This is a genomic window from Streptomyces sp. NPDC096152, assembly GCF_044763235.1.
Taxonomy (GTDB): Bacteria; Actinomycetota; Actinomycetes; order Streptomycetales; family Streptomycetaceae; genus Streptomyces.
This window is the reverse complement of sequence record NZ_JBIWFW010000007.1, coordinates 494,587-510,353: the sequence shown is the minus strand read 5'-3', so window position 1 is coordinate 510,353 and position 15,767 is coordinate 494,587. Positions and strand designations below refer to the sequence as shown.

Below are 15,767 nucleotides of genomic sequence, written 5' to 3'. Positions count from 1 at the left end.
AGGCGGTACGGGCGTCGGGGTGACCGCGGGTGACCCGTGCGGGGTCCCGGTCCCTACGCCGGCGCCCCCAGCTCGGCCCACACCTTCTTGCCGGCGACGCCCGGCAGGCGCACGACGCCCCAGTCGAGGCAGAGCCGCTGGACGATGAACATGCCGTGGCCGCCGGGGCGCCCGGCGCGGTGCGGGGTGCGCGGGGCCGGCTGGCCGGTGCCGCGGTCGGAGACCTCGACCCGGATCACCTTGTTGTCGCAGGTGATCTCCAGCGCGTCCGGGCCCTCGGCGTGCAGACAGGCGTTGGTGACGAGCTCGGAGACGACGAGCAGCACGTCCTCCGCGGCGGCCCGCCGGTCGGCGGTCGCTGCGGGCAGCCAGCCCCACGCGTACAGCGCCTGGCGGGTGAAGTCACGGGCGAGCGGCACGACGCCGCTCTCACCGTCGAAGCTCAGCCTGCGGACCTGACGACCCCCCGAAGACACCGCAGGCACGGCCGACGCGCCCCCTGCGGACGCCCCGGTCGCGGACGCGCCCCCCTCGGACGCCCCGGAAGCGCCGGTGGGCTCCGGGCCGCGGTCGCCCGGCGGGTAAGGCCGGGTGGTGCTCATCAGCGCTTCACCTCACCGATTCACCAGTTCACGATTCAGAAGTCAGTTGTGGACATGTGGTCAGTACGTCGATACAGACGCCGGTAAGGCGCTAGTCGGCTCCCCGTCGAGCGGACGACTCGTTCAGGATGTCTCCTGCCCGACCGATCCCGCAGAACACCCCCGTTTTCGGCACGAACGGCGTGACGCCCGATACGTACCGGTCGGAGGAGGACGGAAGAGGACACGTCGGCGGCCCGGCGACCGGATCAGCCGGTCTCGTCGGCCAGGGCGTCCTCGAGAGTGGCGTGCACGGTGAAGACCGCGTCCGCCCCTGTGATCTCGAACACACGCGCCACCACCGGCAGCATTCCGGCGAGGTGCACACCTCCCCCGGCCGCCTCCGCCTTGAGGCGCGCCCCCAGCAGCACATTGAGGCCCGTGGAGTCACAGAACTCCAGGCGCGAGCAGTCCACGACCAGGCGCGAACGTCCCTTGTCGAGGCACTCCTCCAGAGGCTCGCGCAGCAAGTCGGCCGTGTGGTGGTCGAGTTCGCCCGCAGGCGTCACGACGGCACTGGAGCCCTCTTGCCGCACCTCCACCAGAAGCCGGCCCGACTGTGCGCTGCCGACCGTCCCGCGGTCCATGCCGTCTCTCTCTCCCGGGGTCTTGGCTGGTCTCTGACGTCTCCGACGCCCTCGAACACTACGCCTTCCCTCACCACTTCGACACCCGAACAACCGCACACAAACGGACATATCCGTACAGAAGGCACTTGCGGCGGCCTCGGGAAAGCGGGTAGGGCTAGTAAAGACACGTACCCGACACGGCCGGCTTTGGAGGCGCCGCACACCGCAGTGCACGTACCGGCTTCGGCAGCCTTATGCCGAGAACGATGGAGGACATCATGTCACCCCGGCTCGACGCCTCGCATACCCGGACGGCGACGTCGACACCCCCACCGGACCTTCTTGATCCCATCGAGCTGCACTGCGTGAGCGCAGAGCGGGACGATCAGGCCGACGCGCTCGCCGGACTTCCGGACATCCCCCCGTACGACGAAGTGGCCCCGGACGACGCCCGGGCCCTGTCGAAGTCCCTCTTCGGGCGGCTGGAGTCCCTCGAGGAAGGCACCCACGAGTACGCGTACGTCCGCAACACGCTCGTGGAACTGAATCTCGCCCTCGTCAAGTTCGCCGCCTCCCGCTTCCGCTCCCGCAGCGAGCCCATGGAGGACATCATCCAGGTCGGCACCATCGGCCTGATCAAGGCGATCGACCGCTTCGAGCTCGCTCGTGGCGTGGAGTTCCCCACGTTCGCGATGCCAACCATCATCGGCGAGATCAAGCGCTTCTTCCGCGACACCTCGTGGTCCGTGCGCGTCCCGCGCCGGCTGCAGGAACTGCGGCTCGACCTGGCCAAGGCCGGGGACGAGCTGTCCCAGCGGCTGGACCGGGCCCCGACGGTGGCGGAGCTGGCCGCGCACCTCGGCCTCACCAACGACGAGGTCGTGGAGGGCATGGCGGCGTCGAACGCGTACACCGCCTCGTCGCTGGACGCCCAGCCCGAGGACGACGACTCCGAGGGCGCGCTCGCGGACCGCATCGGCTACGAGGACCACGGACTCGAAGGCATCGAGTACGTCGAGTCGCTGAAGCCGCTGATCGCCGAGCTGCCCTCGCGGGACCGGCAGATCCTCTCCCTGCGGTTCGTCGCCAACATGACCCAGTCGGAGATCGGCGAGGAGCTCGGCATCTCGCAGATGCACGTCTCCCGTCTGCTGACGCGCACCCTGGTCAAGCTGCGCAAGGGGCTCACCGTCGAGGAGTGACCCGCTGAGCGGGCTCCCCGGCGCACCCGGGACGGGGGGCGCCCGGCCCGACCTGACCAGGGGCCTCCCCCGGCTCGCCCAGGGCCGGGGCCCCTGCTCCACCCGGAGCCGGGGGTGCTCTCACCCCCCGGAGCCGAGGTGGCTCTCAGCCCACCAGGGCCCGGAATCCCTCAGCCCACCCGGGACCGGCGGTGCCCGGGCGACCCGGTGACGGGGTCTCGGCGCCCGGCCCACGGGACCCGGAGGCTCCTCCCGCTCTCACGTCGCCTCACCCGGTTACCCGGGGAAACCTCTTTTCCCCACAGGCCTCGTCCACCACTATGGTCACCCGCAAACCGACCGGTACGGCAGGGCTCCGCGACCGACCGGCCGGCCGCCGCACACGCGGCTGCGGCACGGGGTGCGAGGAGGCGGGTCGATGGCGCGGGCCGACGGGACCGACGAGGGCGTCCGGACCGGGGACGCGGACGCGGAGGAGGGCGGCGGCGCACACGCGACCGCGTCCGACCCGCGGCTCATCGAGCTGCTGCGCGCCGACACCCCGGCCGTCTACCCCGCGCTGCGCGAACTGCGGGCCCGCCACCACGCCGCTGTCCTCGCCTACGCACGGCAGTGCACGACCGGCGAGTCGGCGGCACGGCAGCTCGCCGCGCAGGCCTTCACCCTCACGGCCCGCGAGACCGCCCGCGGCGCCGACCCGGGCGTACCGCTGCGGCTGCGCCTGCTGCTGCTGACCGTCCGGCTGTCCGCCTCCTGGGCCCGTGACGAGCGGTCCGGCGGCCTCGACCCGGGGCTCCTGCTGGTGCTGAACACGGCGGGTCCAGAGACGCCCGTGCCGTCCCTGCTCGCCGCCTTCCAGTCGCTGCCGACCCGCGCCCAGGGCCTGGTCTGGTACGGCATCGTGGAGGGGGAGCCCGAGGAGCGGACGGCGACGCTGCTCGGCCTGACCCGCGAGGACGTGACCTACGGCACCCCACAGGCTCTCCAGACCATGGCGCAGGCGTGTCTGAGGGCCCGCCTCGCCGCCTCCGACGACCCGCGCTGCGGCGATTTCCGGCGGCTGATCGAGGAGGCGCTGCGGCCGGACGGCCCCCGCCGCAGCGCCGATCTGCACGCCCACATGGCGCGCTGCGCGCACTGCACGGCAGCGTTCGAGGAGCAGCGCGCGCTGCGCGAGAGCCCGCGCGCCGTGCTGGCGGAGGGGCTGCTGCCGTGGGGCGGCACGGCGTACGGGACCCGGCGGCCGGCCGAGCCGCCCGCGGACACCGGCGCGCGCGGGGCGCCCTGGCCGCCGTACCGCCGCTACGCGCTGGTCTCGGTGGCGCTCGGCGTGGCGCTGACGCCACTGGTGGTCCTGCTGCTCACCTCGGGCGGCGGCCCGCGGGACCGGCGCGGGGCGGCCTCGGCCACCGCGCCCGCGGCTCCCGTGCAGGTCACGGTCACGGCGACGGTCCCGGCGCCCACCCCGCCCCCCTCACCGTCCCCGACCTCCCGGCCCCCTTCGCCGACGCCCACGGCCCGCCCGCCGCGGACCCCCCGCCCGAAGCCGACCCCGACTCCCTCTCCGACGTACCCGCCGGGCGCCGCCTACGCCCAGGTCGTGAACGTCGCCTCGGGCCGCTGTCTGGACGTGGCGGGCGACTTCGACGACGGCACGGACGTGGTCACGGCCCGGTGCACCTCCTCCCCCACCCAGCGCTGGCGGGTGGACTCCGGCCGCGGGGTCCTGCAGTCGGCCGCCGATCCGGACTTCTGCCTCGACAGCCGGGGCTCGGTGGACAACGGCGTCGGCATCTGGACCTGCTCCTCGGTCTACGGCGACCACGGCCGCAACCTCCGCTTCGCCGTCGACCCGGACGGCGTGATCCGCCCCGCCATCGCCATCGAGACCGCCCTCACTCCGGACGAGGACGGCGGACTGTCCCTGGACCCCGTGAACGGCGACACCGTCCAGCGCTGGCGGGCGGGGGCGGCCTAGGCGGGGCGGCCCGGCCGGGCTTCGGCGAAGGGCGTACAGGCGTGGGTGAGCGCCGCCCGGCCGGCGGGCGGGCGGCCGCAGCCGACGGCGGGAGCGCGGGCTCGAGGCGGCGGCGCGAGGCCCGAGGCGGCGGCGCGGGTCAGGACACCGGCGTGCCGCCTCGCCAGACGCGGGTCACCAGGGGCACACCCGGGCGGTAGGCCAGGTGGACGTGGCTGGGGGCGTCCAGGAGGGTCAGGTCGGCGCGGGCGCCGGGGCCGAGACGGCCGATGTCCGTGCGGCGCAGGGCCGCCGCTCCGCCGGCCGTGGCCGACCAGACCGCCTCGTCCGGGGTCATCCCCATGTCGCGGACCGCGAGCGCGACGCAGAAGGGCACCGAGGAGGTGAAGGAGGACCCGGGGTTGCAGTCGGTGGACAGGGCGACCGTGGCCCCGGCGTCCAGGAGGCGGCGGGCGTCGGGCCAGTCGGCGCGGGTGGAGAACTCGGCGCCGGGCAGCAGCGTGGCGACCGTGCGGCTGTTGGCCAGGGCGTCCACGTCCGCGTCCGTCAGGTGGGTGCAGTGGTCGGCGCTGGCCGCGTCGAGTTCGACGGCGAGTTGCACACCGGGGCCGTAGGAGAGCTGGTTGGCGTGGACGCGCGGGTGCAGTCCCCTGGCGCGGCCCGCGGTGAGGATCGCGCGGGCCTGGTCGCCGTCGAAGGCGCCCTTCTCGCAGAAGACGTCGATCCAGCGGGCGTGCGGGGCGCAGGCGTCCAGCATCTCGCCGGTGACGAGGGCGACGTAGCCGGCCGGGTCCTCGGCGTAGTCCGGGGAGACGATGTGGGCGCCGAGGTAGGTGACCTCGTCGGTGTGGCGGGCGGCGATGCGCAGGGCGCGGGCCTCGTCCTCGACGGTCAGGCCGTAGCCGGACTTGGTCTCGAACGTGGTGGTGCCCTGGCGCAGGGCCTCGGCGAGGTAGCGGGTGAGGTTGGCCTCCAGCTCCGCGTCGGTGGCGGCGCGGGTGGCGGCGACCGTGGTGCGGATGCCGCCCGCGCTGTAGGCCCGGCCCGACATGCGGGCGTTGAACTCCTCGGTGCGGTCGCCCGCGAAGACCAGGTGGGAGTGGGAGTCGACGAAGCCGGGGATCACCGCCCGGCCGCCGGCGTCGACCCGATTGTCAGTGGCGGGTGCTTTGCTTGATTCACCGGTCCACGCGACGCGGTCGCCGTCGATGACGACGGCCGCGTCCCGGATCAGGCCCAGGGGGGTTCCGTCACCGAGGGAGGGGTCGTTGGTGACCAGCGTGGCGATGTTGGTGATGACGGTGGTCGTGCCGTTGCTGCCGGTCGTGCTGCTCATGACGTCCTCGTGGGCGGGGGCGGGGTTCGGTGGGTCGGGGGTCGGTGTGGAGACCGGGGCGGGGGTCAGTCGCGCAGGGCTTCGACGGCGGCCGCCAGCGCCCGCGGCACGTCGGGGACGAGCGTGTGCGCCCCGTCCCGGACGATCTGCCGCCCGGCGACGACCGTATGGCGGACGTCCGCTGCCGTGGCCGCGAATACCGCGGTCTCGGCACCGAGGCGGGGCAGGGTCCCCGCCGTTCTGACCGAGTCCAGCGCGATCGTCGTGAAGTCGGCGAGGGCGCCGGGCGCGAGGCTGCCCGCGTCGCTCCAGCCGAGGGCCGCGTGCCCGTCGGCGGTGGCGGCCCGCAGCAGGGCGGCGGCCGTCCAGTGGCCGCGGGTGCGGGTGCGCAGCCGCTCGTCCAGTTCCATCGCGCGCGCCTCCTCGAGCAGGTCGATGACGGCGTGGCTGTCGGAGCCCAGGGAGAGCGGGGAGCCGGCTCGCTGGAGGGCGACGGCGGGTCCGATCCCGTCGGCCAGGTCCCGTTCGGTGGTCGGGCACATGCAGGTGCCGGTGCCGGAGTCGCCGAGCAGGGCGATGTCCTCGTCGGTGAGGTGGGTGTTGTGCACCCCGGTGGTGCGCGGCCCGAGGACGCCGTGGTCGGCGAGGAGCCGGGTCGGGGTGCGGCCGTGGGCGTCCCGGCAGGCGTCGTTCTCGGCGGTCTGCTCCGACAGGTGCACATGGAGCGGGGCCCGCCGTTCCTCCGCCCACCGCGCCACGGTCGCCAGCTCGCGCGCGGGCACGGCCCGTACGGAGTGCACGGCCGCCCCGATCCGTGCGTGGTCCCGTTCCTTGAGAACTGCACAGCGTTCGGCCCAGGCCTCGGCCGTGGTGTCGGAGAAGCGGAGCTGGTGGGTGCTGGGCGGCTGCCCGAAGCCGGAGGACAGGTAGCAGGTGTCGAGGAGGGTGATGCGGATGCCGGCCTCGGCGGCCGCCGCGATCAGCGCCTCGCCCATCGCGTTCGGGTCGGCGTACCGGGTGCCGCCCGGGGCGTGGTGGACGTAGTGGAACTCGCCGACCGCCGTGACCCCGGCCAGCGCCATCTCGGCGTACACGGCGCGGGCGAGGGCGTGGTAGGTGTCGGGGGTGAGCCGGTCGGCCGTGGCGTACATGACCTCGCGCCAGGTCCAGAAGGTGCCGGAGCCGACCTGGACGGTGCCGCGCAGGGCCCGGTGGAAGGCGTGGCTGTGCGCGTTGGCGAGCCCGGGCAGGGTGAGCCCGCGGAGCACCTCGGCGCCGGGCGGCGGGGCGGTCACGTCCGTCCGTACGGCCGTGATCCGTCCGTCCCGGACGTCGAGAGCCACGTCCGGCTCCACGTGCGTGCCGAGCCAGGCGTGCTCCAGCCAGTACGTCCGCCCGTGCCCGTGCCCCGGCTCCTGCCCCTGCGCTTGCGTCTGCGTCACCTGCAGGCCAGCCCTTCCAGTACGTCGGCGAGTGCGCGCACCCCGGCCACGCAGTCGTCCTCGGCCGCGGACTCGGCCGGGGAGTGCGAGACGCCCGTGGGGTTGCGCACGAACAGCATGGCGGTCGGGATGCTCGCGGAGAGGATCCCGGCGTCGTGTCCGGCGCCCGTGCCGAGGACCGGCACCTTGAGACCGGTGTCCCGGCCCAGGATGCGGCCGAGTTCGTCGCGCAGCGCGTGGTCGAACTCGACGACCGGCGTGAAGGACTCGCGGACGACGTCGAGGTCGACGCCGTGCTCGGCGGCGTACGCGCGGGCCGCGTGCTCGATGCCGGTGACGACGGTGTCGAGGGTCTTCTGGTCGGCGGCCCGGGAGTCGAGCCAGCCGCGCACCAGGGAAGGGATGGCGTTCACGCCGTTCGGCTCCACGGCGATCTTGCCGAAGGTGGCGACGGCTCCGGCGAGTTCGGCCTCGCGCCGGGCGGCCAGCACGGTCTCGGCGTACGAGGGCATCGGGTCGCGCCGGTCGGCGAGCCGGGTGGTGCCGGCGTGGTTGGCCTCGCCCCGGAAGTCGAACCGCCACCGGCCGTGCGGCCAGATGGCGCTGGCGATGCCCACCGCGTCCCCGGTGAGGTCCAGGGCGCGGCCCTGCTCGACGTGCAGTTCGACGAAGGCGCCGATGCGGGCGAGCCGCTCCGGGTCGGGCCCGATGGCGTCGGGGTCGTGGCCGGCGGCCTCCATGGCGCGCGGCAGCGTGACTCCGTCCCCGTCGGTCAGCCGGTGCGCCTGCTCGACGGTGAGCTGCCCGGCGGTCAGCCGCGACCCGACGCAGGCGAGGCCGAACCGTGCGCCCTCCTCGTCACCGAAGTTGACGACGGCGAGGGGCCTGGTGAACTGCGCTCCCCTGTCGCGCAGTTCGTCCAGCGCGGCGAAGGAGGACACCACCCCGAGGGGGCCGTCGAAGGCGCCGCCGTCGGGCACGGAGTCCAGGTGCGACCCGGTGACGACGGCGTCGCCCTCGGCCGGGTCGCCGAGCCAGGCCCACTGGTTGCCGTTCCGGTCGACCTCGTAGGTCAGTCCCCGGGTCTCGGCCTGCGCCCGGAACCAGGCCCGGCACTCGCCGTCGGCGCCGGTCCAGGCGAAGCGGCGGTAGCCGCCGGAGGCGGAGCTGCGGCCGATCGGCAGCAGCTCCGCCCACATGCCGTGGAAGCTCAACGCTCCTCACCCTCGCGCATCGGGACGCGGACGCCCCGCTCGGCCGCCACGGTCTCCGCGATGTCGTAGCCGGCGTCCACGTGCCGGATCACGCCCATGCCGGGGTCGTTGGTGAGCACCCGACGGATCTTCTCCCCGGCGAGCGGGGTGCCGTCGGCCACCGTCACCTGGCCGGCGTGGATGGAGCGGCCCATGCCGACGCCGCCGCCGTGGTGGAGGGAGACCCAGGAGGCGCCCGAGGCGACGTTGACCATCGCGTTCAGCAGCGGCCAGTCGGCGATGGCGTCGGACCCGTCGAGCATGGCCTCGGTCTCGCGGTACGGGGAGGCGACCGAGCCGCAGTCGAGGTGGTCGCGGCCGATGGCCAGCGGGGCCGCCAGCTCGCCCGACGCCACCATGTCGTTGAACCGCTCGCCGGCCTTGTCCCGCTCGCCGTAGCCGAGCCAGCAGATGCGCGCGGGCAGGCCCTGGAAGTGGACGCGCTCCTCGGCCATCCGGATCCAGCGGGCCAGGGACTCGTTCTCCGGGAAGAGGTCGAGGATCGCCTTGTCGGTCTTGGCGATGTCGGCCGGGTCGCCGGACAGGGCGGCCCAGCGGAAGGGGCCCTTGCCCTCGCAGAACAGCGGGCGGATGTAGGCGGGGACGAAGCCGGGGAAGGCGAACGCCCGGTCGTAGCCGGCCAGTCGCGCCTCGCCGCGGATGGAGTTGCCGTAGTCGAAGACCTCGGCGCCCGCGTCCATGAAGCCGACCATCGCCTCGACGTGCCGGGCCATCGACTCGCGGGCCCGGGTGGTGAAGCCGGCCGGGTCCTTGGCGGCGGCGTCGGCCATGTCCTCGAAGGCGACCCCGAGCGGCAGGTACGACAGCGGGTCGTGGGCCGAGGTCTGGTCGGTGACGATGTCGATGGGGGCGCCCATGGCGAGGAGCTGCGGGACGAGGTCGGCGGCGTTGCCGAGGACGCCGATGGACAGCGGGCGGCGGGCGTCGCGGGCCTCGACGGCGAGCTGGAGGGCGTGGTCGAGGGAGTCGGCCTTCACGTCGAGGTAGCGGTGCTCGATGCGGCGCTCGATGGCGCGGGGGTCGCAGTCGACGCAGATCGCGACGCCGTCGTTCATCGTCACGGCGAGCGGCTGGGCGCCGCCCATGCCGCCGAGGCCGGCGGTGAGGGTGATCGTGCCGGCGAGGGTGCCGCCGAACTTCTTCGCGGCGACGGCGGCGAAGGTCTCGTAGGTGCCCTGGAGGATGCCCTGGGTGCCGATGTAGATCCAGGAGCCGGCGGTCATCTGGCCGTACATGGTCAGGCCGAGGGCCTCCAGACGGCGGAACTCCTCCCAGTTGGCCCAGTCGCCGACCAGGTTGGAGTTGGCGATCAGGACGCGCGGGGCCCACTCGTGCGTCTGCATGACGCCGACCGGGCGGCCGGACTGCACGAGCATGGTCTCGTCCTGCTTGAGGGTGCGCAGGGTGCGGACCATGGCGTCGAAGGAGCGCCAGTCGCGGGCCGCCTTGCCGGTGCCGCCGTATACGACGAGCTTGTCGGGGTGCTCGGCGACCTCGGGGTCGAGGTTGTTCTGGAGCATCCGCAGGGCGGCCTCCTGCTGCCATCCCAGGGCGCTCAGTTCCGTACCGCGCGGCGCTCGGACGGGCCGTGGTCCTGACATGGTCTGCCTCCTGGTGGGTTGCTCCCGGCGGAATATGCTGCGGTTATTCACATCCTGACTCGCTGAATAGAACTAGTCAATACATCGGCGCCCCCGCGTGCGGGCACTCGCGGTGTTTGGCTGGATGCATGACCGCCGGCGGCGAGAGGACCAGGGACGGAATGGACACGGAACGCGTTGAGCGGCCGCGCGCGGCGGACGCGGGGCGGGCGGACCGGCGGGACACGGCGGTGCGGGCCGCGGTGGAGCAGGGGCTGCTCGGCCCCGGAGCACCCCTCGTCGGCCTGCTCGACGTCGCGGGCATCCGGGAGTCGGCGGCGGCCCTGCGGGCCGCGTTCGAGGCGGTGGTGGCGCCGGGCACGCCAGTGCTGCACGCCTTCGCGGTGAAGGCGACCCCGCTGGTGCCGGTGCTGCGGCTGCTGGACGAGGAGGGCATCGGCGCCGAGGTGGCCAGTCCGGGCGAGCTGGCCCTGGCGCGGGCGGCCGGCGTCCCGCCCGCGCGCACCGTGCTCGACTCGCCCGCGAAGACCCCGGCCGAGCTGCGCGAGGCGCTGGCGCTGGGCATCGCAGTCAACGCGGACAACCCGCAGGAACTGGACCGCATCGACGCCGTCGTCCGGGACACCGGGACCCGCTCACCCGTCGGCATCCGGGTGAACCCGCAGGTCGGCGGGGGCTCCATCGACGCGCTGTCGACGGCTACGGCGACCTCGAAGTTCGGGGTGGCGCTGCGCGACGAGGGGGCGCGCGAATGGGTGGTCCGCGCCTGCCTGGACCGCCCGTGGCTGACCCGGCTGCACGCCCACACCGGCTCCCAGGGCATCCCGCTGCCCCTGATGGCGCGGGGCGTGGCGGAGACGTACGCGCTCGCGGAGGAGATCAACGAGCGGGCCGGGCGGCGGCGGATCGACACCCTCGACATCGGCGGCGGGCTGCCGGTGAACTTCGCCTCGGAGGAGACCGTACCGACGTACGGGGAGTACGCGCGGCTGCTGCGGGAGACGGTGCCCGGACTCTTCGACGGCCGGTACGGGCTGGTGACCGAGTTCGGGCGGTCGCTGCTGGCCCGGCACGGCACGGTGGTGGCGCGGGTGGAGTACACCAAGAGCGCCGGCGGGCGGCCGGTCGCGGTCACCCACGCGGGCGTCCAGGTGGCGACCCGGACCGTCTACGCGCCGGGGGCGTGGCCGCTGCGGATCGCCGCGTACGACGGCCGGGGACGGCCGAAGCCGGGGCCCGAGGTGGTGCAGGACATCGCCGGGCCCGCCTGCTTCGCGGGCGATCTGCTCGCCGAGGGCCGGGCGCTGCCGCCGCTCGAACCGGGCGACCTCGTGGCCGCGCTGGACACCGGCGCGTACTACTTCGCCCACCACTACGGCTACAACTCCCTTGCCCGGCCCGGCATTCACGGTTTCACCCTCGACGGCGCCGGGGGTGTCTCCTTCGCGGTCGTACGGGAGCCGCAGACGCTTCAGGACATCGTGGCCGAGTCGGGAGGGGCGCACGCGAACGCGCTCACCACCCTGCGCGCATCAGAAGGCCGTTGACGCACACCGGGAACACCCTGTGGAACTAGTGTGAATGCAGGGTCAGTTGACCAACACTAGCCGCTCGGTCGCATGTTCCACCGGAAAATGCCATATCCCTCACCGCCCGCGCACACGGTGCGTAGCGTCGGCATCACTCAGCCGAACCCCAGGCGGGAGGGGAACAACGGTGCCCGGAATCGACGAGTGCCTGCTGGAAGCCATGCGACTGCCCGGTGCCCGGGGCGCGTCGCTGGTCGACTGGACGAGCGGGCTCGCCCTGGGCACGGTCGGAGAGTCCCCGGGCGGCGACCACGAGACCACGGCCGCGGAGGCCGCCGAGCTGGCCCGGCTGGCCGCCGAGCACGGCGCGTTCGCCGCCGACGACGACCCGGAGGCCGAGCGCCCCCCGGTCGAGGACCTGATAGTCAGCAACCGGGACAGCTACCACCTGCTGCGCTTCGTGGACACGTCCTTCGACAGCAGCGTCTTCCTGCACCTGTGGCTGGCCCGCGCGGAGGGCAACCTCGCCCTGGCCCGCATACGCCTGGGCGAGATGGCCGAACGGCTGGTGCTGGGATGACCATGGTCGAGACCCCGCCGCCCCGCCTGCCGGTCCGGGACAGGGCCGGTGCCGCCGAGCGCTCCTGGGGCGGCCTGTCACCCATGCTGACCCGGCTCGCCGAGGAACGGGCCACCGGCGTCCTCGTCCGCGCCCGAGGCTCGCTCTACCTCGTCGACGGCCAGGTGGTGCACGCGGAGAGTCCCGCGGCCCCCGGCCCGGGCGCGCTGCTCACCGCCCACGGCACCCTGGCGGCCGGTGTCTGGCGGGACGCCGTGTCCCGGGCCGACGACCGGTGCGGCGCCGCGCGGCTGCTGCTGGACGGCGGCCACGTGACCGCGGGAGCGCTGGAGCTGTGCCACCTGGCCGCGTTGTACGACGCCGGGTACTTCGCGCTCTCCCCCAGCAGCACTCCGGGCCGTTTCCGCTACGGCATCACCCACCGGCTCGGCCCGATCCTGTCGTTGCCCGTCGCCGCGCTGGAGCGCGAGACGCTGCGCCGCCGCGACCTGCTGCACGCCATCTGGCCCGACCCGGCGCCGGACGGCGCCCCCCTGGCGCGGACGTACGCGAGCGGCGCCCCGAAGCTCACCGCCCGCCAGCAGAGGCTCCTGGCCCTGATCGACGGAGTCCGTACCGCCACGGACCTCGCACACGCGCAGGGCCGGCAGGCCTTCCACACGCTCGTGGACGTACGGCGCCTGGTGTCCGCGGGCCTGGTGGCGCCCCAGGAGCCCGCCCCGGCGCCGGACGACGGCGGCGTGGCGGCCACCGTCGCCGAGCGCCTGGCCCACACCACAGACCCCCACATCACGCTGCTGAAGAGGCTCAGGGATGCGCTGGAGGCCCTTTGAGAGGAGACACCGGATGGCAGCCGAGCCCGAAATCCTGGAGGAGCTACGCCGGTTGCGAGCCCGCGTCCCCCAGCTCACCGGCGCCCTCGCCGCGAGTGTCGACGGTCTGGTCCTGGCCCACGACACCCCGGGCGTGGAGCCGGAGAGCGTGGCGGCCCTCACCGCGACCGCACTCGGCGTCGCCGTGCGCATGGCGGACGTGACCGGTCAGGGGGATCTGCGGGAACTGCTCGTGCGCGGCGTCTACGGCTATGTCGCGACGTACGCGGCCGGCCGTACCGCCGTGCTGACCCTGCTCGCCCAGGACCGCGTCAACGTCGGCCGGCTGCACCTGGAGGGCCGCAGGGCCGGAGCCCGCATCGGGGAGCTGATGGACGCCGAGGCGGCGGCCAGGAGCCCGGCCAGGACGCAGACGAGGACGGCGAAACCGGCTCCCCGGACCATCGCCACACGGACCAGAAGCACGCGCGCGCCACGCACCACCGGCACCAACGCGCCTACCACCACCGAAAGTTGAGAAAAGGAGAACCACCATGGCCAACGTAGAGACCTGTCTGAAGGAAGCGCTCGCCTCCATCGAGGGCGCCACCGGCGTCGCGCTCGTCGACTACACCAGCGGTATGGCGCTGGGCACGATGGGCGGCAGCAAGACCTTCGACCTGAACGTCGCCGCCGCCGGCAACACCGATGTGGTGCGGGCCAAGATGCGCACCATGGAGCACCTCGGCCTCAAGGCGCAGATCGAGGACATCCTGATCACCCTGACCGACCAGTACCACCTGATCCGCCTGATCAGCGGGCGCGGCGGCAACGGGCTGTTCCTCTACCTCGCCCTGGACGCCAAGCGGGCCAACCTGGCGATGGCCCGCCACCAGTTGAGGAAGATCGAGGAGGACCTGGAGGTCTGATCCGCTCCACCCTGCCGGCCGAGTGCCGCAGGCGTGCCGGAAGACAGGACCTAGTGTCGTACGAGCGCCGCGGTGCGGCGGCGTGCCCCGCCCGGGGCCGCGTCGCCTGCCGCGATGCCCGTGCTGCGCCAGGCCCGGACCGCCGTGCCCGCCGGACGGCCGCCGCGTCCGTCGAGCCAGTCGACGCGCACCCACAGCAGCGCGTCCGCGGCCCGCTCGAGTCGCCCGAGCCAGGCCGCCTTCAGGCGCAGCCCGGCGCCGGCGCCGGCCAGCAGCAGGCCGCCGGCCGCGGGCACGGCGAAGGAGCTGCCCAGCGCGGCCGCGAAGGCGAGCAGCAGCCACCAGCGGTGACCCCGGCGCCAGACGCGGACGCTGACGGCGCGGTCCTGGAGCACGTCGTTCCGCCCGGCGCGGGCGGCGCCGCGGGCGAGGGCGGTGTAGCGCCGGCGGCGGCTCACGGCCACGACGGCCGCGGCCGCCACGAACAGCGCGGCGCCCGCCAGGACGCCGACCAGGCGCCCGGTCAGCCCGGGCACCAGCACCCCGACACCGGCCGCACACACCCCGAGCCACCCCAGGGGAGCCGCCCCGGCCCGCACCACGACAGCCACCCTGGCCAGTCCCTGTCCTCCGCGCCCTCCGCGTGCCACGTGCCGCCTCCTTCTCGTCCCGTCCGGCACACTCCGTTCGGGCCGGGAGGCTAGTGGCCTTCCGTGAGACGAGTCTGAGAACGCCCGGCCGGCCGCACGGAAGCTCACCCCACCGGCCGCCACCCACCACGACCGGCAGGCCGACTAGGCCGAGGCGCGAGTACGACCGTCACGCCACCGCGACCGCCACGCCAGTACGGGCTTCACGCCATCGCGACCGCCACGCCAGTACGGGCTTCACGCCACCGCGACCGTCACTCCACGAACAACCCGCGCGCCACCGCCTTGGCGTCGAAGTCCTCCAGCCGCTGCTGCGCCTGCGGGAGGTCGTCGCACATCGCCTCCAGCAGGACCCGGCCGAGCAGCATCGGCGCGCACGCGGTGTCGAAGGCGAGCCCGGTGCCGACCGCGGCGGGCAGCAGCAGGTCGGAGTACTTCGCGACCGGCGCGAAGGCGGAGTCGGCGACCGTGACGACGGTCAACCCGGCGTCCCTGGCGTAGGCGAGGGTGTCCACGACCTCGCGCGGGTGCCGCGGCAGCGCGAAGCACAGCAGCGCGCTCGCCCCGGCCCGGACGGCGCCGTCGATCCGGTCGTGGATCATGGTGCCGCCCTCGTCGAGCAGCCGTACGTCCGGGTGGACCTTGGCGGCGAAGTACGTGAAGCCGTACGCCTGGGAGGCCGCGGCCCGCAGACCGAGGACCGGCAGCGGGCGCGAGGCGGCGAGGATGCGCCCGGCGTCCCGCACCGGCCGCGGATCGGCCAGCGCCTCCGCCAGCTGCCTCAGGTTCTCGATCTCGGCCTCGACGGCCTGCTGGTACTCGTTGTACGACGCCGAGACCGCCGCCGGTTCGGCGGGCGCGACCTCGCGCAGGTGGCGGCGCAGCGCCGGGTAGCCGTCGAAGCCGAGCGCGACGGCGAAGCGGGTCACGGATGGCTGGCTCACCCCGGCCAGCTCGGCCAGTTCCACGCTGGACAGGAACGGCACGTCGGCGGCCCGCCGCACCATGCTGTGGGCGATGCGCCGCTGGGTCGGCGTGAGCCGGTGCCCCTCGAAGAGCGCCTGCAGCCGAGCGGCCGGGCTGTCGGTCACGCTCATGACGTACTCCCCCTCAGAAGTCTCGAACCCCGGGAGAGTACTCCCCGACCACCTGCTATTCAGACACCAAGAACTCTGCATGAGGCCATACACCCGGAGCAAGGTTTCGGCCGGGTGTCTTGCCCTG

Annotated in this window: 15 protein-coding genes; 7 read left to right on the top strand and 8 right to left on the bottom strand. The window is 74.0% G+C overall.

Annotated features, from left to right (window positions below; genetic code table 11):
* Positions 1–53: 53 nt before the first annotated feature.
* On the bottom strand, positions 54–602 hold the full coding sequence (locus tag ACIQ9G_RS25645) for an ATP-binding protein (protein ID WP_403613674.1): 549 nt from the start codon (positions 600–602) through the stop codon (positions 54–56).
* A 248-nt stretch (positions 603–850) separates the two neighbouring features.
* The gene (locus ACIQ9G_RS25640; RefSeq protein ID WP_403613672.1) at positions 851–1,228 is read right to left on the bottom strand and encodes an STAS domain-containing protein; all 378 of its coding nucleotides are present in this window, start codon (positions 1,226–1,228) and stop codon (positions 851–853) included.
* Positions 1,229–1,476: 248 nt separating this feature from the next.
* Between ACIQ9G_RS25640 and ACIQ9G_RS25635 the strand changes: the two genes are divergently transcribed.
* Together ACIQ9G_RS25635 and ACIQ9G_RS25630 are read left to right on the top strand one after the other, a co-directional pair.
* Positions 1,477–2,412, top strand: a complete 936-nt coding sequence (locus ACIQ9G_RS25635; RefSeq protein WP_403613669.1) for an RNA polymerase sigma factor SigF — start codon at positions 1,477–1,479, stop codon at positions 2,410–2,412.
* A gap of 418 nt (positions 2,413–2,830) precedes the next feature.
* Positions 2,831–4,390 (top strand): ricin-type beta-trefoil lectin domain protein, encoded by a 1,560-nt coding sequence (locus ACIQ9G_RS25630; protein ID WP_403613667.1) that lies wholly within the window; start codon positions 2,831–2,833, stop codon positions 4,388–4,390.
* 139 nt (positions 4,391–4,529) lie between these two features.
* Here the strand turns inward: ACIQ9G_RS25630 and hutI are convergent, their stop codons facing one another.
* The 4 genes from hutI to hutU all read right to left on the bottom strand — a co-directional run bounded on the left by hutI (position 4,530) and on the right by hutU (position 10,043).
* A complete protein-coding gene (hutI, locus tag ACIQ9G_RS25625) occupies positions 4,530–5,726 on the bottom strand; it encodes an imidazolonepropionase (protein WP_403613665.1) in 1,197 nt (398 codons plus the stop codon).
* 65 nt (positions 5,727–5,791) lie between these two features.
* Positions 5,792–7,168, bottom strand: coding sequence for a formimidoylglutamate deiminase (locus tag ACIQ9G_RS25620; protein ID WP_403613663.1), 1,377 nt, complete (start codon positions 7,166–7,168; stop codon positions 5,792–5,794).
* Positions 7,165–8,382: an allantoate amidohydrolase gene (locus ACIQ9G_RS25615; protein WP_403613660.1), complete on the bottom strand. Its 1,218-nt coding sequence runs from the start codon at positions 8,380–8,382 to the stop codon at positions 7,165–7,167. Before ACIQ9G_RS25615 ends, ACIQ9G_RS25620 begins: the two co-directional genes overlap by 4 nt.
* Positions 8,379–10,043 (bottom strand): urocanate hydratase, encoded by a 1,665-nt coding sequence (gene hutU, locus ACIQ9G_RS25610; RefSeq protein ID WP_403613657.1) that lies wholly within the window; start codon positions 10,041–10,043, stop codon positions 8,379–8,381. The genes ACIQ9G_RS25615 and hutU overlap by 4 nt, the downstream gene beginning before the upstream one ends.
* A gap of 161 nt (positions 10,044–10,204) precedes the next feature.
* Here hutU and ACIQ9G_RS25605 point away from each other — a divergent pair, with 161 nt between their 5' ends.
* From ACIQ9G_RS25605 to ACIQ9G_RS25585, 5 genes are all read left to right on the top strand, one after another.
* On the top strand, positions 10,205–11,590 hold the full coding sequence (locus tag ACIQ9G_RS25605) for a diaminopimelate decarboxylase (RefSeq protein ID WP_403613655.1): 1,386 nt from the start codon (positions 10,205–10,207) through the stop codon (positions 11,588–11,590).
* Positions 11,591–11,759: 169 nt separating this feature from the next.
* The gene (locus ACIQ9G_RS25600) at positions 11,760–12,152 is read left to right on the top strand and encodes a hypothetical protein (protein ID WP_392193873.1); all 393 of its coding nucleotides are present in this window, start codon (positions 11,760–11,762) and stop codon (positions 12,150–12,152) included.
* Complete coding sequence (locus ACIQ9G_RS25595; RefSeq protein WP_403613652.1) at positions 12,149–12,985, top strand: transcriptional regulator; 837 nt, start codon at positions 12,149–12,151, stop codon at positions 12,983–12,985. Before ACIQ9G_RS25600 ends, ACIQ9G_RS25595 begins: the two co-directional genes overlap by 4 nt.
* Before the next feature lie 13 nt (positions 12,986–12,998).
* Positions 12,999–13,502 (top strand): roadblock/LC7 domain-containing protein, encoded by a 504-nt coding sequence (locus ACIQ9G_RS25590; protein ID WP_403613650.1) that lies wholly within the window; start codon positions 12,999–13,001, stop codon positions 13,500–13,502.
* A gap of 16 nt (positions 13,503–13,518) precedes the next feature.
* Positions 13,519–13,893, top strand: coding sequence for a hypothetical protein (locus tag ACIQ9G_RS25585; protein ID WP_356188601.1), 375 nt, complete (start codon positions 13,519–13,521; stop codon positions 13,891–13,893).
* A gap of 50 nt (positions 13,894–13,943) precedes the next feature.
* On the opposite strand, the gene ACIQ9G_RS25580 is transcribed toward ACIQ9G_RS25585, so the two are convergent.
* A complete protein-coding gene (locus ACIQ9G_RS25580) occupies positions 13,944–14,543 on the bottom strand; it encodes a hypothetical protein (protein ID WP_403613648.1) in 600 nt (199 codons plus the stop codon).
* Positions 14,544–14,797: 254 nt separating this feature from the next.
* A complete protein-coding gene (locus ACIQ9G_RS25575; RefSeq protein ID WP_403613645.1) occupies positions 14,798–15,640 on the bottom strand; it encodes a MurR/RpiR family transcriptional regulator in 843 nt (280 codons plus the stop codon).
* Positions 15,641–15,767 lie beyond the last annotated feature (127 nt).